The 25429-nt window shown below is 53.1% G+C and carries 24 protein-coding genes; 20 read left to right on the top strand and 4 right to left on the bottom strand.

Going from position 1 to position 25429, the window contains the following annotated elements; translation table 11 throughout:
* Positions 1 to 58 precede the first annotated feature (58 nt).
* Together ACFSW5_RS09695 and ACFSW5_RS09690 are read left to right on the top strand one after the other, a co-directional pair.
* The gene (locus ACFSW5_RS09695) at positions 59 to 934 is read left to right on the top strand and encodes a carbohydrate ABC transporter permease (RefSeq protein ID WP_379272028.1); all 876 of its coding nucleotides are present in this window, start codon (positions 59 to 61) and stop codon (positions 932 to 934) included.
* A gap of 39 nt (positions 935 to 973) precedes the next feature.
* A complete protein-coding gene (locus ACFSW5_RS09690; RefSeq protein ID WP_379272024.1) occupies positions 974 to 1819 on the top strand; it encodes a carbohydrate ABC transporter permease in 846 nt (281 codons plus the stop codon).
* Positions 1820 to 1946: 127 nt separating this feature from the next.
* Here the strand turns inward: ACFSW5_RS09690 and ACFSW5_RS09685 are convergent, their stop codons facing one another.
* From ACFSW5_RS09685 to ACFSW5_RS09675, 3 genes are all read right to left on the bottom strand, one after another.
* Positions 1947 to 2222 carry a DUF6171 family protein gene (locus tag ACFSW5_RS09685; protein ID WP_379272021.1) on the bottom strand — a complete coding sequence of 92 codons (276 nt, stop codon included), beginning with the start codon at positions 2220 to 2222 and terminating at the stop codon, positions 1947 to 1949.
* Between the two features lie 9 nt (positions 2223 to 2231).
* Entirely contained in the window at positions 2232 to 3722 is a 1491-nt protein-coding gene (locus ACFSW5_RS09680) for an alpha-N-arabinofuranosidase (protein WP_379272019.1), read from the bottom strand.
* A gap of 1107 nt (positions 3723 to 4829) precedes the next feature.
* Complete coding sequence (locus ACFSW5_RS09675; RefSeq protein ID WP_379272016.1) at positions 4830 to 5603, bottom strand: hypothetical protein; 774 nt, start codon at positions 5601 to 5603, stop codon at positions 4830 to 4832.
* Positions 5604 to 5935: 332 nt separating this feature from the next.
* Between ACFSW5_RS09675 and coxB the strand changes: the two genes are divergently transcribed.
* From coxB to ACFSW5_RS09620, 11 genes are all read left to right on the top strand, one after another.
* Positions 5936 to 6985, top strand: a complete 1050-nt coding sequence (gene coxB / locus ACFSW5_RS09670; RefSeq protein ID WP_379272013.1) for a cytochrome c oxidase subunit II — start codon at positions 5936 to 5938, stop codon at positions 6983 to 6985.
* Positions 6986 to 7053: 68 nt separating this feature from the next.
* Entirely contained in the window at positions 7054 to 8883 is a 1830-nt protein-coding gene (gene ctaD / locus ACFSW5_RS09665) for a cytochrome c oxidase subunit I (protein ID WP_379272121.1), read from the top strand.
* Positions 8880 to 9497: a cytochrome (ubi)quinol oxidase subunit III gene (locus tag ACFSW5_RS09660; RefSeq protein WP_379272010.1), complete on the top strand. Its 618-nt coding sequence runs from the start codon at positions 8880 to 8882 to the stop codon at positions 9495 to 9497. Before ctaD ends, ACFSW5_RS09660 begins: the two co-directional genes overlap by 4 nt.
* A 3-nt stretch (positions 9498 to 9500) precedes the next feature.
* Entirely contained in the window at positions 9501 to 9824 is a 324-nt protein-coding gene (locus ACFSW5_RS09655; protein WP_379272008.1) for a cytochrome C oxidase subunit IV family protein, read from the top strand.
* Positions 9825 to 9994: 170 nt separating this feature from the next.
* The gene (gene ctaG, locus ACFSW5_RS09650) at positions 9995 to 10891 is read left to right on the top strand and encodes a cytochrome c oxidase assembly factor CtaG (protein WP_379272005.1); all 897 of its coding nucleotides are present in this window, start codon (positions 9995 to 9997) and stop codon (positions 10889 to 10891) included.
* A gap of 53 nt (positions 10892 to 10944) precedes the next feature.
* Positions 10945 to 11406: a DUF420 domain-containing protein gene (locus tag ACFSW5_RS09645; protein ID WP_379272003.1), complete on the top strand. Its 462-nt coding sequence runs from the start codon at positions 10945 to 10947 to the stop codon at positions 11404 to 11406.
* Between the two features lie 188 nt (positions 11407 to 11594).
* The gene (locus tag ACFSW5_RS09640; protein WP_379272001.1) at positions 11595 to 12308 is read left to right on the top strand and encodes a hypothetical protein; all 714 of its coding nucleotides are present in this window, start codon (positions 11595 to 11597) and stop codon (positions 12306 to 12308) included.
* Between the two features lie 33 nt (positions 12309 to 12341).
* Positions 12342 to 12755 carry a GntR family transcriptional regulator gene (locus ACFSW5_RS09635; protein ID WP_379271999.1) on the top strand — a complete coding sequence of 138 codons (414 nt, stop codon included), beginning with the start codon at positions 12342 to 12344 and terminating at the stop codon, positions 12753 to 12755.
* 4 nt (positions 12756 to 12759) lie between these two features.
* Positions 12760 to 13695, top strand: coding sequence for an ABC transporter ATP-binding protein (locus tag ACFSW5_RS09630; RefSeq protein ID WP_379271997.1), 936 nt, complete (start codon positions 12760 to 12762; stop codon positions 13693 to 13695).
* The gene (locus ACFSW5_RS09625) at positions 13696 to 14598 is read left to right on the top strand and encodes an ABC transporter ATP-binding protein (protein WP_379271995.1); all 903 of its coding nucleotides are present in this window, start codon (positions 13696 to 13698) and stop codon (positions 14596 to 14598) included.
* Complete coding sequence (locus ACFSW5_RS09620) at positions 14591 to 15913, top strand: ABC transporter permease (RefSeq protein ID WP_379271993.1); 1323 nt, start codon at positions 14591 to 14593, stop codon at positions 15911 to 15913. The genes ACFSW5_RS09625 and ACFSW5_RS09620 overlap by 8 nt, the downstream gene beginning before the upstream one ends.
* Positions 15914 to 15987: 74 nt before the next feature.
* Here ACFSW5_RS09620 and ACFSW5_RS09615 read toward each other — a convergent pair whose 3' ends face one another.
* Entirely contained in the window at positions 15988 to 16545 is a 558-nt protein-coding gene (locus ACFSW5_RS09615; RefSeq protein ID WP_379271990.1) for a TetR/AcrR family transcriptional regulator, read from the bottom strand.
* A 241-nt stretch (positions 16546 to 16786) separates the two neighbouring features.
* Here ACFSW5_RS09615 and ACFSW5_RS09610 point away from each other — a divergent pair, with 241 nt between their 5' ends.
* The 7 genes from ACFSW5_RS09610 to ACFSW5_RS09580 all read left to right on the top strand — a co-directional run bounded on the left by ACFSW5_RS09610 (position 16787) and on the right by ACFSW5_RS09580 (position 25081).
* Entirely contained in the window at positions 16787 to 17836 is a 1050-nt protein-coding gene (locus ACFSW5_RS09610; protein WP_379271988.1) for an NAD(P)-dependent alcohol dehydrogenase, read from the top strand.
* 180 nt (positions 17837 to 18016) lie between these two features.
* Complete coding sequence (locus tag ACFSW5_RS09605; RefSeq protein WP_379271986.1) at positions 18017 to 18994, top strand: aldo/keto reductase; 978 nt, start codon at positions 18017 to 18019, stop codon at positions 18992 to 18994.
* 218 nt (positions 18995 to 19212) lie between these two features.
* The gene (locus ACFSW5_RS09600; protein WP_379271983.1) at positions 19213 to 20985 is read left to right on the top strand and encodes a cache domain-containing sensor histidine kinase; all 1773 of its coding nucleotides are present in this window, start codon (positions 19213 to 19215) and stop codon (positions 20983 to 20985) included.
* On the top strand, positions 20978 to 21805 hold the full coding sequence (locus tag ACFSW5_RS09595; protein WP_379271980.1) for a response regulator transcription factor: 828 nt from the start codon (positions 20978 to 20980) through the stop codon (positions 21803 to 21805). Before ACFSW5_RS09600 ends, ACFSW5_RS09595 begins: the two co-directional genes overlap by 8 nt.
* Positions 21806 to 21936: 131 nt before the next feature.
* On the top strand, positions 21937 to 23283 hold the full coding sequence (locus tag ACFSW5_RS09590) for an ABC transporter substrate-binding protein (RefSeq protein ID WP_379271976.1): 1347 nt from the start codon (positions 21937 to 21939) through the stop codon (positions 23281 to 23283).
* Positions 23284 to 23387: 104 nt separating this feature from the next.
* Positions 23388 to 24254, top strand: coding sequence for a carbohydrate ABC transporter permease (locus ACFSW5_RS09585; protein WP_379271972.1), 867 nt, complete (start codon positions 23388 to 23390; stop codon positions 24252 to 24254).
* Entirely contained in the window at positions 24254 to 25081 is an 828-nt protein-coding gene (locus ACFSW5_RS09580) for a carbohydrate ABC transporter permease (protein ID WP_379271969.1), read from the top strand. Before ACFSW5_RS09585 ends, ACFSW5_RS09580 begins: the two co-directional genes overlap by 1 nt.
* The last annotated feature ends 348 nt before the right edge of the window (positions 25082 to 25429 follow it).

Raw genomic sequence — 25429 nt, 5'->3', positions numbered from 1 at the left:
AAAAGTAATGTGCCATGGATATGGCACATTACTTTTCCAAAAGGAGAATTAAAATGCTATGAATAAGAAGCTGTTTACGCCTTATTTGTTTGTAGGTCCCCACTTGATCCTATTTATTGTCTTCATTTTGCTGCCGACGATATACGGCATTTACGCTTCTTTTACGCAATGGAATCTGATTAACGACCCGACCTGGGTCGGTCTGGACAACTATAAAACGATTTTATTCGATAAAGATTCGACGTTTTACACGCAATTTTGGAGAGGGCTCAAAAATACGTTTTTATTCGTATTGTTTACGGTCCCGCTTTTGATCGTGCTTCCTCTTCTCATTGCGGTCGCTCTTGAACATAAGAAGGTGAAGATGAAAGGATTGATGCAATCGATCCTGTACATTCCGGGACTTATTTCGATTTCGGCGGCTGCGCTTATTTGGGCGCTTATTTTCAATAAGCAATTGGGCATCACGGGCAACGTGTTTGGTTCTACCGTCGCTTGGGCGGCCAATCAGCCGTACGCGTGGATCATTATCGTCGTCGTTACGGTATGGGGCGGCGTCGGCGGCAACATGATCATTTACCGCGCTTCGATCAACGGCGTAGCCCAGGACTTGTACGAAGCGGCCAGCCTTGACGGCGCGGGTTCGGTCCGTAAATTTTTCAGCATTACCTTGCCTTCTATCCGTTTTCCGCTTATCTATACGTTCGTCATGACGACGGGAGCGTCGTTCAACGTCTTCGGCCAGCCGCTGATGATGACGGACGGGGGACCGCGACAAAGCACGCATGTGTTGATGATGTACATCCGGCAATTGGCGTTCGGCAACGGCGAATCGATTGCGGGGATGGCGTCCGCCATGGCGGTATTGCTCGGTCTCGTCATTTTGATTATTTCGGCATTCCAATATTACTTCATGAACCGAAACGCATCCTAGATTTGCGATGAAACGGAAACGAAAGGGCAGGTGCTTCCATTGCTGAAAAAAATAAGCCTATCGCAAATATTAGCTTATTTATTTTTGATCGTATTATGTTTTGCTTGGGTTATTCCCGTGTTGTTCGGTTTTTCGACCTCGTTCCGTTCCCAGACGGAGGTTGTCACTTCCGGATTCAGACTGCTTCCGGCGAACTGGATTTTCGATAACTACACCGCGATCTTGCAAAATACGTCTACGGCTCCGATTCTTCGCTGGCTCGGGAACTCGCTGTTTATCGCCATTTTGCATACGGCGCTTGTCGTCGTCGTTATTTCGATTACCGGCTACGGCTATTCGCGGATGAACTTTAAAGGAAGAGATACGTTATTTTTTACGCTGCTCGGCATTTCTTTTTTTCCGGGCGTCGTCAACTTGATTCCTTCTTATAAAATCATTGACGCCTTGGGCTGGGTAAACACGTCGCTGGCGATGATCATTCCGGGCCTTGCAGGGATGGGCAATATCTTTTTGGTGCGGCAGTTCATGAAGGGGATTCCCGGCGAATTGGACGAATCGGCGCGCGTTGACGGGGCAGGGGATTTCCGCATTTATTTCTCCGTTATTTTGCCTCTGATCAAGCCCGTTCTTATCGTATGCGGCTTGTTTTCGTTTGTCGGCTCCTGGAACGACTTTCTGTGGCCGGTTATCGTCTATACGGATGTCAATAAAATGCCTGTAACGGCCGGCTTGCTTCTGCTTCAAGACATTTACGGCAACTACCGGATGATCGGCCAGTTGATGGGCTCGGCCATGCTCGCCATTATTCCGACGCTTGTCCTGTTCTTGTTTGCGCAAAAGCATTTCCTTTCGTCGATTAATTTGAATTCGGGCATTAAAGGCTAAATGCAAGCTTTGCCGGCTCGAAAAAGGCAGTTCATTATGCTTGTGCAGAAAAATCCTTTTCCTCATGCGGAAAAGGATTTTTCTTTTTGCTCGTTATTTTGCAGTCATGCTCTTGTCGCTGACGCTTTTAGGAGATCGCAAGCCACCGGTCGCCCCCGGGACGCGGGCAGCTTCGTTCCTTCAGCTTGGCGGCGACCTGCACGATGCATCCGCATACCGTGCAGGTCGTGCCGTTCATGAGCTTGTCGCAAGCGCCGCATGCGGCAAGCCGCCGTTCATAAACGTCGTCGCTTACGCTATGCTCCGGGGAACGGAACATAGGCGCTTGCAAAATCCGGCTGATCTGCTCGTCGGTTACCCGGTAGTCGTCCCGGCACCCTTTGCATCCACGAACGTCGCTCATGGCCTTCGTTTACGCCTGCGCGAGCTCGAGCACCGTTACCGACATCGGAGCAAGCTTCGCGCGAATGGACGAGCCGTTCAGCTCAAACGCGGTGAAAGCTTGCGGCGTCACGTTGTCCGGATTGCCGAACGTATTATGCGCATCGATGGCCCCAGCCGTCAACGTCGTCCCGCTTACGTTCAGCTTGCTTCCGGCAAGGCCGCGCACGTCGATCTCGACGTCGGCTGCGCCGGAGTGATCCAGGTTGCAAAGGCTGACATGGATGCGGCCTTGCGCGTCCACCGAAGCGGAAGCCGATACCCGTTCCACCGATTTGCCGTTCATCTCGTAATTTTCGCTTTGCAGGCTTGTTTGAAGCAGCTGCGCATCCTGATGCACCTTATACATGTCGAATACATGGTAAGTAGGGGTAAGCAGCATTTTTTCGCCTTCGGTCAGAATGACCGACTGCAGTACGTTGACGATTTGCGCCAGGTTCGCGATTCGGACGCGGTCGCAATGCTGATGGAATATGTTAAGCGTAATGCCCGCCACCAATGCGTCGCGAATCGTGTTCTGCTGGTACAGGAAGCCCGGATTCGTGCCCGGTTCCACGTCGTACCAAGTGCCCCATTCGTCTACGACAAGCGCAATACGCTTCTCCGGATCGTATTGGTCCATAATCGCGGAGTGGCGCGTAATAAGCTCGTCCATCCGAAGCGCATTATGCAGCGTAGAGAACCAGAACTCTTCGGTAAAGCCGGTTGCCGGTCCTTTGTTCTCCCAAGAGCCCGGGAAAGTATAGTAGTGCAGGCTGATGCCGTCCATAAACCGGTGCGCGTCGCGCATGACCGTTTCCATCCATGCGTAATCGTCGACGTTAGGACCGCATGCGATTTTGAAAATTTTGTTGTCGCCGTAGTTGCGGACGAACGTCTGATAGCGGCGGTACAGATCCGCATAATATTGCGGGCGCATATTGCCGCCGCAGCCCCAGTTTTCGTTGCCCACACCGAAAAATTTCAAGTTCCATGGCTTCTCGCGGCCGTTCTCCTTGCGCAGCTCCGCCATCGGCGATACGCCGTCGAACGTCATATATTCGACCCACTCGGACATTTCTTGGACGGTGCCGCTGCCTACGTTGCCCGAAATGTAAGGCTCGCACTCCAGCAATTCGCACAGCTCCATAAACTCGTGCGTGCCGAAATGGTTGTTCTCCACGACGCCGCCCCAATGCGTGTTAATCATCCGCTTGCGGTTCTCGCGAGGGCCGATGCCGTCCTTCCAATGGTATTCGTCTGCGAAGCAGCCTCCCGGCCAGCGCAGGTTCGGGATGTTCAGCTTTTTGAGCGCTTGCACGACGTCGTTGCGGATCCCTTTCGTATTCGGAATCGGGGAGTCCTCGCCTACCCAGAAGCCCTCGTAAATGCACCGTCCCAAGTGCTCGGAGAAATGGCCGTAAATATGGCGGCTAATTTGACCTGCTGAGGAATCGGCGTTAATCGTCAAACGGTTTGTCATCATTACCCCTCCATGAATTCATAAAAATATTAATCAATTAATCAATACCTTATTCTAACAACATCATAATTGTTAACGCTTACGATTGCAACCCCTAACAAAGATTTCGGGAACAATTTTTTCAAACTTTTTTGCGGAGGTTAAGCCTTGTCCGAAGTTCTAGGCCAGCGTTGCTATGTCCGTCAGGACAAGCAAGGTCAACTCAAACAGAACATGGCAGAAGAAAGAGAGTAGTAGGCAGCAAGGGGCGGGAATGAAAGCTCTGTCGGTCAGGACAGGCGGCTCCCTCATGATCATGTTCTATCGAACACGGCGAGTGGAGGCAGTACGCTAAGGCATAGTGTGGCTTAAGAAGCGGGAAGGTAAGCTTTGTCCGTAGGACAACGCGAGGTTTGGCACGCTTGATTGTCGAAGACGGCCGCGCGGCAGAGACGCCGATTTGGGGTGTCCAGAGGTGCGAGCCCTTTGGAGTCCCCTTCTCTGGAGGGGGTGGGGGGAGGTGACTCTCGAGGGGTGGGGGAGGATCCAGTGAAAATTGGACGGCGGCACCTCGCATCTAAGGTGCCGCCATTTAGCATAATCGCGCGAATTGCGCAATTCTATATTTAACCCGTAATCCGGACTTGTGCCGTTTACTTTAATCCCTGGTCACAACGTTAATTGTTCTAAGATGTTCTTACAGCCTTAATTTCCAAAACAACGAAAGCCCTGCCTCTCTTTCGTCCTTGCGGCTCCGAAGACCGCGCCAGTGTGAATCAGAATAGCTAAAGTAAATGGGTAAATTAACCGTTAAAGAATCGAGAGGAAATAAATTATTCTTTCGAGGGATCTTTGAGAGGTTAAATATAGCACGTATGGAACCACTATACCCGAAAACATAAACTTTTGCAACTTTTAAGTTTAAAAACCTTTGGTTCATCGGGAAAAATGAAAATTCCCGAACCGTGTCGTTTTTTTTTAAAGCGATTTCATTTTATGTCTTCCCATTAGGGCCATACTGGCTTAAACTAAGGAAAGACGCGCAAGGACCAAAGGCGCTGCGGATTCGTACGAGCCTGATGGTCCCATATTTCGTACGCGTCTTATATATAATAGGAAGAAACTCGTTTAATACAGCAGAGGCGAGTCCTCTCCTTGCTTGTACGGGGACGTTCCGTAATCTACATCTCCCTTTGCTCGAGTCGTTTTTTTGTCGGTGATCGTATCGGGCATAATCTGACCGCCGGCAAACTGGTGCTTCACCAGAATGTTAAAATCCTCAAGCCATGGCGAGAGCGAGTGGCCAAGCCACGCTTCTTTGGCGTATTCGCCCATTTCATTTACAAATTCCTTATTGGCGGAAATATAAACTTCCTGTACCATCGGGGCAAGCTCCCGGATTTTGACCGCGATCGTCTGCTTTAATTCGGGCGACAGCTCGCTGTGGTCGTTGACGGAGAAATACGAATTGTACGGGGTTACCAGCTTGCGATTGTCCCAATATGGGCTTCCCGTCGTATGATTATAGACGCCTTCGCCCATGCCGCCGTTATTTTGTTCTTTTGTTTTTCCTCTGCTTTTGATTCCGACGGCCGTCCAGTCAAGCATAACGCCGGCATAGGCGTTTTTATCCGTCAGCATGACGGTAGCGGACGCGATGCCGTTCAAATTGGATACGGCGTTGGATAGTTTGGAGCTGTATTCGAAAAAGGTGTTGTCGTGCTGATAAGGGTTGTCCGATGCGGAGCCGTACATTTGGCCCCCTAGCATCTTCGGATCGCCGGACTCGCGGCTGCCGTAATCCTCGTCGCTGTTATGGACTCTTTGCTCGTAAGCACAGCCTGTCCCGATTGCCGACAGCAGCGCCGTCGCAACGAAAAGAACGCTCATTCGTTTCAGCATAAGCTGCTTTCCTCCTTTGCTCGCCATCGTTAGATCTTAGAGTTTGCCGGCGGCGCATTTATATACGTAGAGGAGGGGGATACATAAATGCCCATGGATAAGGTGCATAATATAGGTGAGTGGGGAAAATGGCAGCGTTTTTATTTGCGAATTTGACAGCTTTTAGAACAATTTGTGAACTCTCTGTGGAGCGTTGACAAAAAGTCCCTGCAAACTTTATATTTAAAAAAGTAATAATGTAGCAACTTTTGTAATTACATCAATGAATGCGCATTCTGCTGCAATTTTGAATAAGTTTTGCAGCCATGAAACTTCAAAAATGGGGTTGATTATTGATGAATCGGTGGCAGTTAATGAAACGGCTAGTACCGCTAATGGCACTGATGGCAATCGTGCTGACTGCCTGCGGCCGGGAAGACTTGTCGGCTTTGAGGCCGCAAGGACCTGTGGCGGAAGAACAGTTCGGACTGATGAAGCTGGCAATCTCGATCATGGTTGTCGTAGTCGTCGTCGTGTTCGCGATCTCGTTCTACGTCATCATCCGGTACCGCAGACGTCCGGGAGACAAGACGATACCGAAGCAAGTTGAAGGCAATCACAAGCTGGAGATTATATGGACCGTCATTCCGATCATCTTGCTGATCATTCTGGGCGTTCCTACCGTTCAGTCGGTGTTCAACCTTTCCAAAGATTACTCCAAAGATCCGGAAGCCGTTAAAGTCATCGTAACTTCCCATCAGTACTGGTGGGAGTTCGAATATCCGGAATACGGCTTGAAGACGGCGCAGGAGCTGGTCATTCCGACCGGCAAGACGATTTCGATCGAAGCGAAATCGGCCGACGTGCTTCACTCGTTCTGGATTCCGTCGCTTGCGGGCAAGATCGATACGAATCCGGGCGGAAATATAAACAAAATGTACTTCTCTGCGCCAAACGAAGGCGTTTATTTGGGCAAATGCGCGGAGCTGTGCGGTCCTTCGCACGGACTGATGGACTTTAAAGTCAAAGCGGTAGACGGCGCTTCGTTCGACCGTTGGGTGGCCGCGCTGCAAGCTCCGGTTGCTCTTCCTGCGGATCCGGCCGTCAAAGAGGCGTTCGTGAACAAATGCTTGGTTTGCCATGCCGTAGGCGATCAAGGCGGACCGGCTTATCCGAATTTGACCGGCATTGCAAGCCGCGAGTCGGTCGGGGGTATTCTTGTAAACACGGATGATCCGAAATACGCAAACGAAGGCTCGGTATACGACAACCTGTACCGCTGGATTTCCGACCCGGATCTGGTGAAGCCGGGCAACGGAATGGGCAAGGTCGAACTGACGGAGCAGGAGCTTGAAGGCATATCGAAATACTTGTCCGAGCTGAAGCTTGATTATGAACAATAAATCATCCGTGATTAAAGGAGGTACCTGCCTTGTCGCACGCTCATACGGTTAAACGCTATACGGGGCTGATGGATTGGCTCACGACGGTTGACCATAAAAAAATCGGAATATTGTACATGATTGCGGGAGGATTTTTCTTCCTGATCGGCGGGCTCGAAGCGATACTGATCCGAATCCAGCTTTGGAAGCCGTTGAATAACTTCGTCGATGCAAGTACATACAACGAACTGCTTACGATGCACGGCACGACGATGATTTTCCTTGCCGCGATGCCGCTCTTGTTTGCGCTGATGAACGCGATCGTACCTTTGCAGATCGGGGCGCGGGACGTCGCTTTCCCGTTCGTCAATGCCCTTGGCTTCTGGACGTTTCTGTTCGGCGGCCTGCTGCTGAACGTGAGCTGGTTCGCAGGCGGAGCGCCCGACGCAGGCTGGACGGCCTACGCCACGTTGTCCGGCAAGACGTTCAGTTCCGGCCACGGACTGGACTATTATGTAATCGGCCTTCAAATCGCCGGTATCGGCACGTTGGTCGGCGGCATTAACTTCCTTGTAACGATCATCAACATGCGCGCGCCGGGCATGAGCTTTATGCGCATGCCGATGTTTACGTGGACGATTTTCATTACGTCGGCGCTTATCCTGTTCGCGTTCCCGGCCCTTACGGTAGGTTTGGTGGCGCTTATGTTCGACCGGCTGTTCGACGCCAACTTCTTTGAACCTTCGGCCGGCGGCAACGCCGTACTCTGGGAGCACATATTCTGGATTTTCGGTCACCCTGAAGTTTACATTCTGATATTGCCGGCGTTTGGCGTTATTTCCGAAGTCATCAGCACGTTCTCGCGCAAGCGGCTGTTCGGCTACAGCTCCATGGTGTTCGCTACGATTCTGATCGGATTCCTCGGCTTCATGGTTTGGGCGCACCATATGTTTACGACCGGCCTCGGACCGGTCGCGAACGCGTTGTTCTCGATCGCCACCATGCTTATCGCCGTGCCGACAGGCATCAAAATTTTCAACTGGCTGTTTACGATGTGGGGCGGCTCCATCAAGTTTACGTCGGCGAATCTGTTTGCCGTAGGCTTTATCCCGACCTTCGTTATGGGCGGCGTTACGGGCGTCATGCTGGCGGCTGCTCCGGCGGACTTCCAGTACCACGACTCCTATTTCGTCGTAGCGCATTTCCACTACGTCATCGTCGGCGGACTGGTGCTCGGCATTTTTGCCGGCCTGCATTACTGGTGGCCCAAAATATTCGGGCGGATGCTTCATGAAGGACTCGGCAAGCTGACGTTCTGGACGTTTTTTATCGGCTTCCATTTAACGTTCTTCGTTCAGCACTTCCTCGGCCTCATGGGTATGCCGCGGCGGATCTGGACTTACCTGGACGGACTTGGCTTCAACAACTTGAATCTGATCAGTACGATCGGCGCGCTTTTGATGGGGCTCGGCACAATCTTCTTCCTGATCAACGTCGTCGTGACGTCGTTCAAGCCGGCTGCCGCAGCGGACGATCCATGGGAAGACGGCCGTACGCTGGAATGGACGATCTCGTCTCCGGCGCCGGAATACAATTTCGCGCAAACGCCGCTTGTCCGCGGATACGATGCTTACTGGAAAGAAAAGATGGACGGCAACAAACGGATGACGCCTGCGGAGCCGCTTGGCCCGATCCATATGCCTTCGCCGTCGATTCTGCCGTTCTTTATGTCCGTCGGTCTGTTCATTGCGGGCTTCGGATTTATGTACGCCAAAGATTGGCCAAACAATCTGGGGCTTTATGTGGGCATTCTAGGTTTAGTGATTACCTTCTTCTGCATGATGCTCCGCTCCCTGAAGGATGATCACGGATACCATATCGATCCAGACGAGCTTCACGAACAGGGGGTTAAAGCATGAGTTCGCATACGCATACCGAAGGCCAATTGCCGCACGAGCCGGAGAAGGCGACGCTGGAGGGACGCAATAAAGTACTTGGCTTCTGGTTGTTTCTTGGCGGCGAGACGGTATTGTTCGGCACGTTGTTCTCGGCATTCCTTGCGCTTCGCGACCAGGTGCTTGACGGTCCGCCGCCAAGCGAGCTGTTCGATCTAACCCTTGTCGCGCTGGCAACCATACTCCTGCTGACGTCGAGCTTGACCAGCGTTATGGCGACGCAAGCGCTGCATCGCCATAACAAAGGCGGCGTTATCGGATGGCTCATTGTAACGGTACTGCTCGGGCTCGGGTTCCTCGCGCTCGAAATTTACGAATTCAATCACTATGTACATGAGGGTCACGGCTTTACGACAAGCGCCTTCAGTTCATCGTTCTATACGCTGGTCGGCTTTCACGGCGGCCACGTCTTGTTCGGCATATTGTGGATCTCGCTTATAATCGGCCAGATCGCAAGGAAAGGCTTGACGGTCGTAACCGCGCCAAAAGCTTACGTTGCCGGCTTGTATTGGCACTTTATCGACGTCGTGTGGGTTTTCATTTTCACCGTCGTTTATTTGATGGGAAAGGTGGGCTGACGGATGACAAGCGAAAGCCGTCATGAGGCTGCGGAGAAGCGTCCCGAACGGCATCGGCTGGAAGGGCCGCAGAAGCATATCGTCGCGTTTATATTTTCCCTTGTTCTGACGTTGATCGCCTTCGCCGTCGTTATATCCGGCGATGTCAACAAAGATTTCATTTACATCATTCTGATCGGAACGGCCTGCCTGCAAGTATTCGTGCAGCTGGCGTTCTGGATGCACATGAAGGATCGGGGACATCTTTACCCGATAATCGGAATCGTGTTCGGGATCGTCGTTGTCTTTACGATGGTTATTATGGCCGAATATTGGGCATGGTGGTAAAGAAAGGAGGGTTCCTTGCGGAGCCCTCTTTGCACTGTTGTCATAGTCATAGAGCCATCGCATGAGAAAAACTTTTATGGAAGTCATTCGAAGATGGCGTCCGGATTATCAGCGGTAGTTTTTATGGCAAGAAGCCGATCCCAAACAGAGGCAGAAAGGAGACCTCCACGATGCTAGGATTGGAATATTTCAGCTTCGAAGAATTGTGGAACCCTATATTTCTATTCGCCGTGGCGGCGGTTATTATCGGCTATTACTATGTCATCGGACCATGGAGAGAGAAACACGCGCCGGGCGAAGCGAGAGCGACGAAGCTGCAGCAGACGATGTTTATCGGCGCTGCGCTGCTTTTTTACTTGGTGCAAGGCGGCCCTCTCAATTTATTGGGCCATCTTATGTTTACGTTCCATATGGTCAACATGTCGGTTTCTTATTTGATTGTGCCTCCGATGCTGCTGCTTTCCGTTCCCGGCTTCGTATGGAGGAAAGCGTTCTCCTCCCCATGGTGGAGGAAACTTAGGCTGCTGACGAATCCGATCGTGGCGCTCCTTCTGTTTAATGTCATGTTCTCGGTCTATCATGTGCCTGCCGTTCACGATTACGTGATGACGCATTATACGATTCACCGGATTTATTATTTGCTGCTTCTGGTCGCGGCGATTCTGATGTGGTGGCAGATTGCTTGTCCCGTGCCGGAATGGAACCGGTTGACCGACCTGAAGAAAATGGCTTATGTATTTGCGAACGGCGTGCTGCTTACGCCGGCTTGCGCATTGATCATCTTTGCGAGCAATCCGATGTATGCCATTTACAACGATCCGGACGTCTGGGTGAAAGCGATGGGGTATTGCGTGTCCGGCGATCCGAGCCGGCTGCTGGAACAGTTCGAAGGCCCGCAGTTTTTTAACCTGATGAAGCCCGTCGAGGATCAGCAGCTTGGCGGCATCGTGATGAAGCTCGTTCAGGAATTAATGTACGGCATCATTTTGGCGTATATCTTTTTACATTGGTTTAGGAAAGAGCATACCGAAGACGATATGCCGAATTCGAATCCGAAAACGGCCTGAAGCGGACTACTCGATACGCGAATTTACGATCAAGGACATAGGTGGGGATGACGTTGTCGAGCTATGAGATTATGCCAGCCATTAGCACGTCGTTTATTGTGATAAGCGCAGTGCTTGTCGCAATCGGTTGGAGGTATGCCGTAAAACGGAGATTCGCCGAGCATGAGCGGGTGATGACCGGAGGAGCCGTTACGGCGCTGCTGTTTTTTATCGTTTATTTATCCCGTACCGTATTGGTGGGCAATACTTCGTGGGGCGGACCCGATTGGCTGAAGCCCTACTATTTGATCTTTTTGCTGTTTCATATCGTTCTCGCGACGGTGGCGGCCGTCTTTGGGATTACGACGCTTCTGCTGGCCTGGAACAAAAAATTCGCCAAGCATCGGAGATGGGGAAGGATCACGGCCACGATCTGGCTGCCTACTGCCGTAACGGGCGTATTTGTATATGTGCTGCTTTATTGGATGTATCCCGGCGGGCATACGAAGCCGGTGTTTGAAGCGATATTCGGTTAGGTTGTCACGGATCCGGGAAACAGAAACCGGGGGAAGCCGATCAGGGCGTCCTCCGGTTTTTTTGTGTCATGCTTCGTTAATTCCGTTCATCCGGCAGCCGTGATTCCTATTTACAAATGGCATCAATCTGTTTATACTGTGTATATTAATATATACAGTATAAACGGTGAATGAAAGCGAGGGAGCCTATGAATAAATGGCAAGGGGCGTGGCATATTGCGCGTCATGAATTGGCGCGGGGCAAAATCGGGAGCATAATAACCGTTTTATTTTCGGCCTATTTGGTGTTTACGACATTTCCGTTATACGATATCCCGGCGGAGCAGCCGGAATTGTCTCGGAACGTCTTGGATTTTATACTGCTGGCCGTTTTTCCGGTGCTGGGCTTCTCGTTTAACCGCTCGACGTTCCGTTATTGGCGGGAAGATATTTGCACGCATAGCTTGGCGCAATGGCGCACGATGCCGATTCCGGTGGAAAGCATCGCTTTGGGCAGACTGCTTATGCTGGCGATTCATCTGGTACCGGCTGCGGTACTCTACTTTACCGCCTTGTACTTCGCGGTGCCGGGCTTGAAAGAAGCTTACGATGTCGGGCCCTACATTCTAGGCGCCTTGTTTTGGTTGTTTTATTCCCTTGGCGTCGCTTCGGTCTACTTGTATTACGAATTGACGCTTTCCGGAAAAAGGTATACGGTCGTTTGCTTTGTCGTGCTTTTCTTGTTCGTGGCCGTGGCGATTGGCGCCGGAATGGCGGAACTGGCGCTTGTCGTAGGCGTGTTCGACGCCATTCAGCAAGGCTCTTGGTGGTACACCGCGCTCGCATTGCTGTTCGGTGCGGCTAGCTTGGTGGGCATTGGGTACAACCGCCTATGCGCCAAGCTTAAGGCAAGAACGTTTTAAGAATAACAGGCTTAACGAAAAGAAGGTGAAGGCATGTGGCTGCCGATTCATATTAACGAGCAGAGCGCCGAGCCGCTCTACTATCAGATCGAAGTGCAGCTTCGGGCGCTCATCGTCAGCGGCCAGCTTGCCGAAGGAACGCTGCTGCCTTCTATCCGCGAGCTTGCCCAAGCCTTGAAGTGCAGCGTCATTACCGTACGCCGGGTTTATCAGGATCTGGAGTCGGAAGGATTGCTTCGGACGAGGCAAGGCACGGGTACGTATATCGCGAAGGTCGATCAGGAAGAGAGAGACCGGTTCCGGCTCATGGAGGTCGCGCAAGCTTTTGAAGCGGCGATTGAAACGGGAATTCGGCTGCAATGCACGAAGGAGGAATTAACGGCTGCGTTCCGGGAAGCGCTGGAGCGACGGATGGGTGAAGACCGAAAGGAAACGGAAGGAGAGTGACGTCATGGAACAGTCCCAAACGGCTATCGCGCTTGACCAAGTCTCGCTTCAAAGGCAGAGATTTCAGCTTGGGCCGGTATCGCTTGCGATCCCGCAAGGCTATGTGACCGCAATCGTCGGTCCGAACGGCTCGGGCAAAAGCACGCTGTTCCGCATGATGCTGGATCTTGTAAAGCCTGAGCGGGGCACGATTCGCTTGCTCGATCACCAGGTCGGCACGGCCGGCGATACGTCGCTAAAGCAGCGGATCGGTTATTTGGCCGAAGGCCCGACGGTCGGAGAGGACAATATGACCGGCGCGTTCAAAACGGCCTTCGTCCGGCGCTGGTATTCCGGCTGGGATGACCGGCATTACCGCGATCTGCTGGCCATGTTCGAAGTCGACGACAGCCTGAAGCTGGGCAAAATGTCGAAAGGGATGCGGCGCAAATACGATTTCGCCTTGGCGCTGGCGCATCGGCCGGAATTGCTGCTGCTGGACGAACCGTCCTCCGGTCTCGATCCGCTTGCTTGGCGGACAATGCTGGAGGTGCTTCACCGCTATATGGAAGACGGCGATCGCACGATTCTGATGGCTTCGCATGTCGTGGAGGAAGTAAGGCGGCTGGCCGATTACATCGTCTTTATGGCCGGCGGGGAAGTGCTGGGCATGTACGAGAAGGATGAGCTGCTTGGGAGATGGCAGATATTGTTCGTGCAAGGCACCGGGTTAACGTCCGGCGGGGCGGCTGGGATGCCCGGATTGTGCGAGCTGGCGCCGGCCGGCCAAGCATGGAGGGTCGTTACAAGAGAAGCGTACGACGCGGAGCGGTGGTGCGCGGAGAATGACATTGACATAACGCACAGGCAGCCGATGGGGCTGGACGATATTTTGGCCGAATTGATGAAACAGAAAAAAACGGGCGGCCGGATGAATACGGGATCGGGAGGAATCGTTTAGATGAAGCCATTGCAAGTTGAACATGTCGTGAAGCAATACGGCGATAAAACGGCGGTGAACGGCGTCAGTCTCGAGGTGGAAGCCGGCGAAATATACGGACTGCTCGGCGCCAACGGCGCGGGTAAAACGACGACGATGCGGATGGTGCTTGGGCTGATCTACCCGGATCAAGGGCGGATTTCGTATTTCGGCAAGCCTTACAGCGCCGACCAGCTGCGGATGATGGGTTATTTGCCGGAAGAACGCGGTCTTTACCCGCGGGTGAAAGTATCCGATCAAATTACGTATTTGGCGCAGCTGAGAGGCATTTCGAGGCGGGACGCCGAGCGGAATTTGAAACGGTGGCTGGAGCGGTTCGAGGTTCCGGAATATTACGACAAGAAGGTCGAGGAGCTGTCCAAAGGCAACCAGCAAAAAATCCAGTTTATCGCTTCCGTCATCCATCATCCGAAAATCGTCATATTGGACGAAGCGTTCAGCGGACTCGACCCGGTTAACGTCGAGATGCTGAAAGGGGTCGTGAAGGAGCTGCGCGACGAAGGAATGGCGATGCTCTTCTCGACGCACCGGATGGAGCATGTCGAAGAGCTGTGCCGCAATATGACCATCCTGCACCGGTCCGATGTCGTGCTTCAAGGCAATATTAAACAAATTAAAAAGCGTTACCCGAGAGAACGGGTCGTCTTGCGGACGGCAGGGGAAGTCGCCGGGCTTGAAGGGCTGCGTGGCGTGACCCAGGTCGAGCGGCACGAGCAAGGCTACGATATCCGCATTACGGGCGAAGAGGCGGCGAGCGAAATTATTAAGCTGGCGGTCAGCCAGACCGAAGTGCAGCGTTTTGAAGTGATGGAACCGACGCTGAACGAAATTTTTATCCGATCGGTAGGTGAAAGCCATGAATAGCTTCTGGACGGTCGTCGGATTTACGGTCAAAAACAAACTGCGCGGCAAAGCGTTTCTGATCACGACGCTTGTAATGGTCATTATTATCAGTATCGGAACGAACTTGCCTTATATTATTTCGTTATTCAATAAAGACCAAGGCCAAGTGAAAGTAACTTCTATCGGCTATGCGAAGTCCGGGCAGGCGGACGGCATCGCGGGAACCAAGCTTGCGGAGGAGCTGGAAAGCTATTACGCTTCGCAGGAGCAGGCCGACATCAAGCTGGTCGCTTATCCCGACGCAGGCGGCGCGGACAACAACGAAGCTCAGCTGAAGAAAGCGGTCGCGGCGAACGAAATCGACGGTTATTTGACGTTTGGCCCGGTTCAAGCGAACGGGCTGCCGGCCGTCTATTACAATCTGGAGAACCTGATGAGCGACTCGGCTTCGTCTTCGTTGTCCGGCGCGCTGCAAGTGATTAACGTAAACCGCGTGCTGCAGGATGCCGGCATTTCGGAGGAACAGAAGAAGCTGCTGTTCGAGCCGGTGAAGGTGGAGACGGTGCAAGTGCCGATCGGCGAAGGCGCCGGGCAAGGCTCCGAAAGAACGCCGGAGCAGCAAGGGATGGCTATCGGATTAACGACGGTGATCTCGCTCATGTTGTTCATGGGCATTATGATTACCGGCCAGATGATTGCCTCGGAAATAACGGCGGAGAAAAGCTCCCGCGTCATGGAGCTGCTGATTACGAGCGTATCTCCGCTCAAACAAATGTTCGGCAAAATTGTGGGCATGTGCATCGTCGGTCTAGCCCAAATCGTACTGTACGGTCTTGTTATTCTCGCCAACCTGTCCATGTCGCATAACCGGTCGGCTTTCCAAAGCTTGAATATCGATTTGAGCGCGATCGATCCTTCAATTATTGTCTATGCGTTATTGTATTATCTTTGCGGCTATTTTCTTTACGCGACGCTTTATGCCGCAATCGGCTCGACGGTGAGCCGCACCGAGGATCTCGGCCAGGCGGTGATGCCGATTACGTTGGTAACGTTGGCCAGCTTCTATATTGCGTCGTTCAGTGTTGGAACACCTGACAGTACGCTCGTCAACGTCGCTTCCTATGTGCCGTTCTCCTCGCCGTTTGTCATGATGCTGCGCATCGGTCTGACGAATCCGCCCGTATGGCAGGTGCTATTGTCGCTGGCCATCCTGATTGCCTCCATTCTGGCGGCCGGGTGGCTGTCGGCGAAAATTTACCGCACGGGCGTCCTCATGTACGGCAAGCGCCCAAGCTTTAAAGAGCTCCGCAAAGCGATGAAGGCGTTTAAAGCGTAATAAAGACTCGCGTTGATTGCCGATGAAAAGAAGCGTCCCGGAAGTACCCGGGACGCTCTTGTTATCACATGGAACTATAAACTTCTCTCTAACAAAGTGCCGACTTGCTTGGCCATCACTTGCGGCGGGTACGGCATCCCATTCCTGATCCACCACTCAATTACCCCTACATATGCCGTCCCGGCATATTGCAGCATAACATCTTCGCTTAAACCGGTATTCCTGCCGCTTTCCCTGTCAATCTCGCCTTTGAACCCTTCCATAAAAGCAGCAAGAAGCCGGGATCTGAAAGCTGATGGGGCACCCTTGGACTCTTTGCTTGCTAACATGGTCGAAAAAAACAAATAATTTTTCTCAAAATATTCAAAATACGGCACAAGGGCATCGGTCCAATTCAACTCGCACGCCCACTTATCCATTTCGCCGATTTCATTGAAGTAGGTTTCTATGAGTTTATCCAATAAATCATATTTGTCCTGATAATGAAGATAAATGGTTCCGCGGTTTACGTTTGCCCGGTCCGCAATATCTTGAATGGTAATTTCATCGAAGTTTTTTTCAGACATCAGTTCTATAACAGCTTTTTTTAAGGATTCTTGTGTTTTAAGAACTCTCCGGTCGACTTTGGGCATCGAATATACTCACCTGGCTTTCTAAGATAATGAACGTTTTTTGGTTGCTTTGTTGATAAATCAACGTTTTGCGTTGTTTTAACCATTGATTGCGCGCTACTTCCTTTTATAATAATAAACAAGGGTTGAATAAACAATGTACTTTGTTTATTCGTTTCCTGTTGTGTAGGAACTACCGGTTCGCTGAATGGCGGGCAGCGACAAAATCAATAATTCATGGATAACAGGAGGATGTATGTATATGATTACTGCTAATGCACGTGCTGTATTCAATCCGGAAGGTCCGTTCAAACTGACCACGATCGAGCGCAGGGATCTTAAGCCGCATGATGTCCTCATTGAGATTAAATACGCAGGTATTTGCCACTCTGACATTCATACCGCTCGCGGCGATTGGGGACCGGTTCAATATCCACTCGTGCCGGGGCACGAGATCGCCGGAATCGTCACCCAGGTTGGTTCGGAAGTTACCAAATATGCCGTCGGCGACCGGGTAGGGGTTGGCTGCATGGTTGACTCCTGCGGGGAGTGCGTGAACTGCCATAAAGGGGAGGAGCAGTATTGCCTAAACGGCAATACGGGCACTTATGGAGCCATCGACCGGTATGGGCAATATACGCAGGGCGGCTATTCCACCCACATCGTCGTAACCGAAGATTTCGTGGTTAAAATTCCCGATAGTTTGGAGCTTGACGTGGCCGCCCCGCTCTTGTGCGCCGGCATCACAACGTATTCGCCGCTGCGCCATTGGGGAGCCGCCCCCGGCAAGAAGGTAGCTGTCGTTGGACTGGGCGGACTTGGACATATGGCTGTGAAGCTCGCTCACGCCATGGGGGCGGAGGTTACGGTTTTATCGCAAACATTGAAGAAGAAAGAAGACGGTTTGCGGCTTGGTGCGGACCATTATTATGCCACGAGCGATCCGGAGACGTTTAAGAAACTCGCCGGTTCGTTCGACCTCATCGTGAATACGGTGAGCGCGGAAATCGACATTAATGCCTACCTTTCGTTGCTGGCGTTGGACGGTACGTTGGTCAACGTCGGTGCGCCGGCGGAACCGCTGCCGGTTCAAGTATTCTCGCTGATCCCTCATCGCCGGTCGTTTGCAGGATCGATGATCGGCGGAATTCGCGAAACGCAGGAGATGCTGGACTTTTGCGCGGAACATAACATTACGCCTGAGATCGAGGTCATTTCCGCCAATCAGATTGATGAAGCGTGGGACCGCGTATTAGCGTCGGATGTCCGGTACCGATTCGTAATCGATATCAGCACGATGGAGGAAGAATAACGATTCATCCTGACGAAACAGGAGGGGCGCGCCTGCACCGGCGTGCCTCTTCATTTGTTGCGACAAAACAAACGTAACGGCGGCGATACAGCTCCGGAATTCGGTATTGACTTAGAGTTAACTCTAAACTGTATAATTTGGAGGAAGGCAAATATTGGAATCGAAGGAGCGTGTCGACGAATGGACTATGTCAAACTTGGACGGAGCGGTTTGGAAGTTTCCCGAATATGTCTTGGCTGCATGAGCTATGGGGTAGCCGACCGCGGACACACCTCATGGTCGTTGAATGAAGAAGAAAGCCGGCCGTTTATAAAAAGAGCTCTGGAGCTGGGCATTAACTTCTTCGATACCGCAAATATGTATTCCGGCGGGACAAGCGAGGAAATCGTCGGACGCGCATTAAAGGATTTCGCCAGCCGCGATGAGGTCGTCATTGCGACAAAGGTATTTTTCCGCATGCGCCCGGGTCCGAATGGAGCGGGGCTTTCCCGTAAGTCGATCATGAGCGAAATCGATAACAGCCTAAGGCGTCTCGGAACGGATTACGTCGATCTGTACCAAATTCACCGCTGGGATCAAACGACGCCGATCGAAGAGACGATGGAGGCTCTTCATGACGTCGTCAAGGCGGGAAAGGCAAGGTATATCGGAGCCTCCTCGATGTATGCCTGGCAGTTCTTGAAGGCTCAGCATGTCGCCGAGCGCAACGGGTGGACCAAGTTCGTTTCCATGCAGAACCACCTCAACTTGCTCTATCGGGAAGAGGAGCGGGAGATGCTGCCGCTTTGCCGCGAAGAGGGAATTGGCGTTATTCCGTGGAGCCCGCTCGCAAGAGGCCGATTGACCCGGGATTGGGATGAACAGACGGCCCGTTCGGAAAGAGACCAGGTCGCAAATGCGCTTTATTCGAAAATGGCCGAAGCCGACCGCGCGGTTGTGGAACGTGTGGCCGAAATTGCCGCGAAGCGCGGCGTTCCCCGGGCGCAAGTCGCGCTTGCTTGGGTGCTTCAGAAGGAGCCTGTAACGGCGCCCATCGTCGGCGCAACCAAGCCGCATCATCTGGACGATGCCGTCGCGGCCTTGTCGGTGAAGCTGGATGCGGAAGAAATTGCAGCCCTAGAAGAGCCTTATGTGCCGCATCCGGTTGTCGGCATCTAGGCCGGAATGAGGAAAGCCGACTGGCGGCCGTAATATTGGTAAATAAGTCCAAGAAGATTCCTATTTAACTTATAGGGATCTTCTTTTTTTCGTCTGATACAATAGAGAGAATCCAAAAAAAACGGACATCTCGCCAAAAAAAGTCCGACAACGCAGCGCGCGCGGCCGATATTAGAATAGAAGTAATCACGGCTTCGACTAAACGGGAGGATAACCAGATGAATTTTTGGAAACGCATACAAATTCCCCGCATCCGGTTTCGGAAGCTGAGAAGCCGGTTTTTGGCCGCAATGATCGTCATCTCGCTGCCGCCCCTTTGCATCCTCGGCTATTTCTCGTTTGAGACGGCCAAAAGCACGCTGATGCGAACCAATGCCCAAACGAACGTCGATCATCTGAAAACGTCGAGCGAAGTGGCCGATTTGCTGTTCCGCAATTTGACGAACCTGAACCGGTTCATCGTCATGAATGACGAAATTCGGGACGAGCTAAAGAAAAAGAAACCGGACGACGAGGAGACGCAGACGGCCATCAGCGAACGCACGGCGAACCGGATTCAGCGCGTCATCAACAATCATTTGCTGGACAACCGATTCGTGAATTCGATTTGCCTGTTCGATCTCGAATTTCATACGTATTGTCTCGGGAGATCCGACGACGCCGGGGTTTACGAAGGCAGCGGCAAGGCGGTCGCCATCCGGTCATCGGATTGGTATAAGGAGGCGGTTGCGGCGCAGGGGCGGGTTGTCTTCTTCGGAACGGACGTGCTGGACCGGAAGGACAATTCGTTCTCGACCGTCAAGCTGTACCGCGATTCCGCCAGTCCGAACGGCGAGCCGATCGGCCTCTTGATCGTGAATGTATCCGACAATATTTTCGGGGACATCTTTAACCGCAACAGCAGCCTTGGCAGCTTTATGGCGATCGATACGTCGGAGACGCCGGTTCATCTCGTATATGGCAACGGGAAGAACGGAGAAAGCCGGCTCGTCAAAACGACGATGGACGATACGATCGACGCTTTGGAATCGCATGATTATTTGGTCAGCCTATACCGGAACGAAACGACGAACTGGACGTTTGCCCACCTGGTCGAGAAGAAGGCTCTACTGACAGAATCGAACCGGATCGGCACGGCGACGGCCGTCATCGCCTCGCTGATCGCTTTGGTCGCCATGATTTTGTCGTATATTTTATCGGGGACGATTACCCGCCCGCTTATCGCGCTCAAAAAAATGATGGTCGAGTGGACGAAAGGCCGACGAGCGTTTGACGCGACGTTCGAGCGGGACGAAGTCGGGGCGATCGGCGAGACGTTCAAGCGGATGGCCGCCGAAAACGAAGAGCTGAACGACAAGCTCGTATCTTCCGTGCTGAAGGAGCGGGAGGCGGAGCTCAAGGCGCTGCAGGCGCAGATCAAGCCGCATTTTTTGTACAATACGCTGGATTCGATCTATTGGATGGCTACGCTCCAGAACAACCGCGACGTCGCCCAGATGGCGGTATCCTTGTCCGAAAGCTTCAAGCTCAGCCTGAATAAAGGCAAGGAGACCATTCCCGTCTACAAGGAGCTGAAGCATATCGAGCATTACATGACGATTCAGAACATCCGGTACAAAAACCGGTTTCGTTACGAGGAAGACGTCGATCCGCAAATTAAAGGGATGGAAATGCTGAAGCTGCTGCTTCAGCCGCTGGTGGAGAACGCTATCTACCACGGGCTGGAGCCGAAGGTAGGCGAAGGGACGGTCCGCTTGACCGGCAGGCGTGACGGCGACCGGATCCGGTTCGTCGTGGAGGACGACGGAGTCGGGATCGGCGAGATGGCGGATATCGAGAAAGGCTACGGACTGAACAACGTCAAGGAGCGGCTGGAGCTGTATTACGGGAAGTCCAGCTTCTTCCGCATCGATACCGTGCCGGATCAAGGCACCCGCATTGTGCTTTCGTTCAAGCCGTATCGGGAACAGGAGGAGGAAGGCGATGCTTAAAGCGGTTGTTTTCGACGACGAATATATCGTGCTGGAGGGCCTGAAAGTTATGATCGACTGGGCGGGCTTCGGAATCGAGCTGGCCGGCACGGCCGGCGACGGGAAATCCGCCTTGAATCTTGTGCGGGAGCTTGCGCCCGATCTCGTGCTGACGGACATCCGCATGCCCGGCATGGACGGGCTGGAGCTGATCGAGAAGATCGCGGAAGAACGGCCGGACACCGCCTTTATTGTCTTTAGCGGGTTTAACGAGTTCGAGTACGTCAAACGGGCGATTCATCTAGGCGTCGCCGATTATCTGGAGAAGCCGATTACGATCGAAAGCATCGGCAAAGCGCTCGGCAAAGTGGTTCGGCAGCTCGAGAAGCAGCGGGAAGCGTATTTGATCAAGGAGCAGTGGGAGAGGAGCAGACGGGAGGAGAGCGGGCAAGCCGAGCAGGCGGAGCCGAAAGGATCGCCCGTCGAGCAGGCCCGCGCTTATATCGACCGGCACGGCATGCGCGATTTGACGCTGCAGGAGGTGGCCGACCACGTCGGCCTGAACGCCGCTTATTTAAGCGTGTTGTTCAAGGAGACGATGGGAGAGTCGTACATCAAATATTTGACCCGGATCCGGATGGAACGCGCCAAGACGCTGCTGCTGAAAGGGATGAAGGTCGGCGACGTCAGCGAGAAGGTCGGTTACCATACGTACAGGCATTTCTCGGAAATTTTCAAAAAATATACGGGCATCCCGCCCGGCCAATACAAAGAGTCGAGCCGTCCGGAACCGGATTCGGCGGCGATGTCCGCGGGCGAATCGAAGCGTGACGAACGCTAAGCTTGACTGCTAAAAAATACGGACACGAATCGTAAAAAATCGGCACTGCCTGCCGCTTGTTCGTTCGGATTACAATAGAGCCACAGGGTACCCGGGCCCGCTAAAGTCCATCACATGATCATATGGGGGATATGTCCATGAAGAAGACAAAAAAAGCGTTAACCATCGCAACCGTAACCCTTCTGCTGGCGGGACTTCTGTCGGCGTGCGGCGGCGGCAGCGGCAATACGAGCGCCGGAGGCGAATCGGGCGAACCGGATTCGGGTTCGGCCAGCAACGTAACGCTGACGATGCTTGTCGACAACACGCAGGACTCGGTGAACAGCGCCAAAGCGATGGTCGAAGCCTTCGAACAAGCCAATCCGAACATTACGATCGAAGTGGAAACGCGCCCGGGCGGGAGCGAAGGCGACAATCTGGTCAAGACGCGTCTGTCGACGGGCGATATGACCGATATATTCATGTACAATTCCGGCTCGCTTATGCAAGCGCTTAACCCGGAGCAGAACCTCATGGACCTGACGAACGAGCCGTTTATGGCGAATGTCATCGATTCTTTTAAGCCGACCGTTACCTACAACGGCAAAATATACGGAGCGCCTAACGGCTCGACGATGGCGGGCGGCTGGTTTTACAACAAGAAGGTTTACGAAGAGCTGGGGTTGTCCGTCCCGAAGACTTGGGAGGAGCTGATGGCCAACAACGAAAAAATTAAAGCCGCGAACATCGTTCCCGTCATCGGCACGTATAAGGACAGCTGGACGTCGCAGCTCGTCGTGCTCGCAGACTACTATAACGTTCAGGCGCAAAGCCCGTCCTTCGCCGACGACTACACGGCGGGCAAAGCGAAATACGCTACGACGCCGGCCGCGCTGCGCAGCTTCGAGAAGCTGCAGGAGCTTTTCGATAAAGGCTACATGAACAAGGATTTCCTTGCGACGACGTACGACGCCGGCCTGAAAATGCTGGCGGAAGGCGAAGGGGCGCATTACCCGATGCTGACGCTTGCGATCCCGCCGCTGGAGCAGAACTATCCGGACCAAACCCAGGATATCGGCTTTTTCCCGCAGCCGGGAGACAGCGCGGACGACAACGGCTTGACCGTATGGATGCCGGGAGCGGCTTATATTTACAAGAACACGGAGCATCCGGAAGAAGCGAAAAAATTCGTCGCTTTCGTCGCCTCCAAGGAAGGCATGGCGGCAGCCGCGACCGTATCCAAGCCTTCGGGCCCTTACGCGATCAAGGACGCGGTTATTCCGGACAACGTCGCTCCGGCCGTCAATGACATGCTGCCTTATTTCGGCTCGGGGAAAACGGCCCCGGCGCTCGAATTCCTTTCGCCGATCAAAGGGCCGAGCCTGGAGCAAATTACGGTCGAGGTCGGCGCGGGCATCAAAAAAGCGGCGGAAGGCGCCGCCGTATACGACAAAGACGTCGAGAAGCAAGCGAAGCAGCTCGGGCTCGAAGGCTGGTAAGCCGCCGACGTTGTCGAGAAGCGGGACGGATCGGCCGGCCCGGCCGTTGAACGGCAGGCCGGCCCCTTCTTTGCGAATCGGTTGCACCGGGGAGGGAAAGCAGGATGCCTAAAGTATTCAGAAACACGTATTCGCCTTTGTTTTTGCTGCCTGCGGCGGTCATCTATCTCGTTATTTTCATCGTGCCGACCGTCATGGCGTTTTTTTTCAGCTTGACCCGCTGGAACCTTACGGATTGGGAATTTATCGGACTGGAAAACTTCCGCATGTTTTTCGAGGAGCCGTCGCTTTCCATCGGTTTCAAAAACACGTTTGTATACGCGGTCGTCACCTGCTCGCTTAAAGTGGTATTCGGCCTGCTGCTTGGCGTCTTCCTCACGTCGAAGATTAAGACGAAAGGGTACTTGCAGTCCGTCGTCTTTTTCCCGACGCTCGTCAGCACGATCGCCGTCGGCATCGCGTTCAGCATGATGATGCATCCGACGGACGGGCTTATCAACGCGGCGCTGTCGGCAATCGGCATTCAAGGCCCCGACTGGCTCGGCGATACGCGCATCGCGCTGTTGTCCGTGGCGTTCGTGGACGTCTGGAAGGGCGTAGGCTTCGCGACCGTCATTTATATCGCCGGCATTTTGTCCATCCCGTCCGAATATTATGAAGCGCTTCAGATCGACGGCGGGGGCTCGTTCCGGAAGTTCTGGAACATCATCCTCCCGCTTAGCCGTCCGGCTACCAATTCGGTCATTATTCTAGCCTTCATCGGCGGTTTGCGTTCGTTCGATCTCGTATGGGCCATGACGAAGGGCGGCCCGGGCTTTACGACCGACCTGATCGCTTCGATCATATACAAGCAGTACCAGGGAGGATTTTACGGACTCTCGACGGCGGGCAACGTGATTCTGTTCGTATTCGTGACCGCGCTGGCGTTTCCGCTGTACATGTACTTGAATCGAAAAGAGGTTGACCTGTGATGAAAACGGCGAGAGGAGCGCTTATCGAAGTCATTGCCGTCCTGGCGACCGTCGTTATTTTCTGGGTGCCGCTATATTTCGTGTTCGTCAACGCGATCAAAAACCAGCAGGAAGCCTCGCTTCTGAACTTAAGCTGGCCGTCCGCCGTCCATCTATGGGACAACGTCGCGGAGGTGGTCAAAGCGCGCGATTATATGCTGATCCGCGCGTTCTTCAACAGTGCGGCGTTAACGGTGCTTTCCATCGTCGTGCTCGTCGCGGTATGCTCTATGGCCGCTTTTGTCATTCAGCGGAGGGTAAGCAAAGCGACGCCGTGGATCAACTTCTTTGTCCTGGCGGGGCTTATCATTCCGCCGGCCATCGTTCCGACGATCTGGGTGCTCGACGGGATCGGCTTGTACAAGACGATGACGGGGCTTGTGCTGGTGGAGGTTGCGCTCAGCTTCCCGTTTGGCGTGCTGCTGTACAGAGGCTTCATGGCAACCATTCCGCGCGAGGTCGACGAAGCGGCCGTCATGGACGGGGCAAGCGGCATGAAGCTGTTTGGCCGGATTATATTTCCGCTGCTTCAGCCGGTTACGGCGACGATCGTCGTCACTTCGTCCGTCGGCATTTTTAACGATTTTACGAATCCGCTGTATTTTTTTCCGGGGGCGAGAAACGCGACCGTACAGCTGACGCTTTACAATTTCCAAAGCCAATTCAACACGCAGTGGAATTTGCTGTTCATGAACATTTTGCTCATTACGATTCCGCCGCTTGTCCTGTTTCTAATTTTCAACAAGAAGATCGTGGGCGGCATGACGGCAGGCGCCGTCAAAGGGTGATCGCGGATGGAGAAGATTTCGCCGGATGAACGTCCGGCGGCGGTTAACGAGCGTTCGCTTCGGTTACGCTACGGATAGAGAGGAGCGTGAGAAGCGATGGATTGGTACATCGTCGTCATGTCGATCGCTTTCGTCGCGGGAATCGCGGTTCTGCTCTATTACGGGGCGAAAGCGATCAAAAGCGGAGAATAAGCCGTTGCGAAGGCAAACGCCGAGCGGGTAAACCCGTTCGGCGTTTTGTGCATAAAGCGAAGGACTGCGTGCGGGCCGGAAAGGTGACAGCTTCCCTTTAACGGGTATACAATGGAAGCAACAGATGCAATTATCCAGAAATCCAATGGGGAAGGT

Source organism: Paenibacillus thailandensis (genome assembly GCF_042685365.1).
GTDB lineage: Bacteria > Bacillota > Bacilli > Paenibacillales > Paenibacillaceae > Paenibacillus_AP > Paenibacillus_AP thailandensis.
This window is presented reverse-complemented; position numbering and strand designations above follow the sequence as displayed.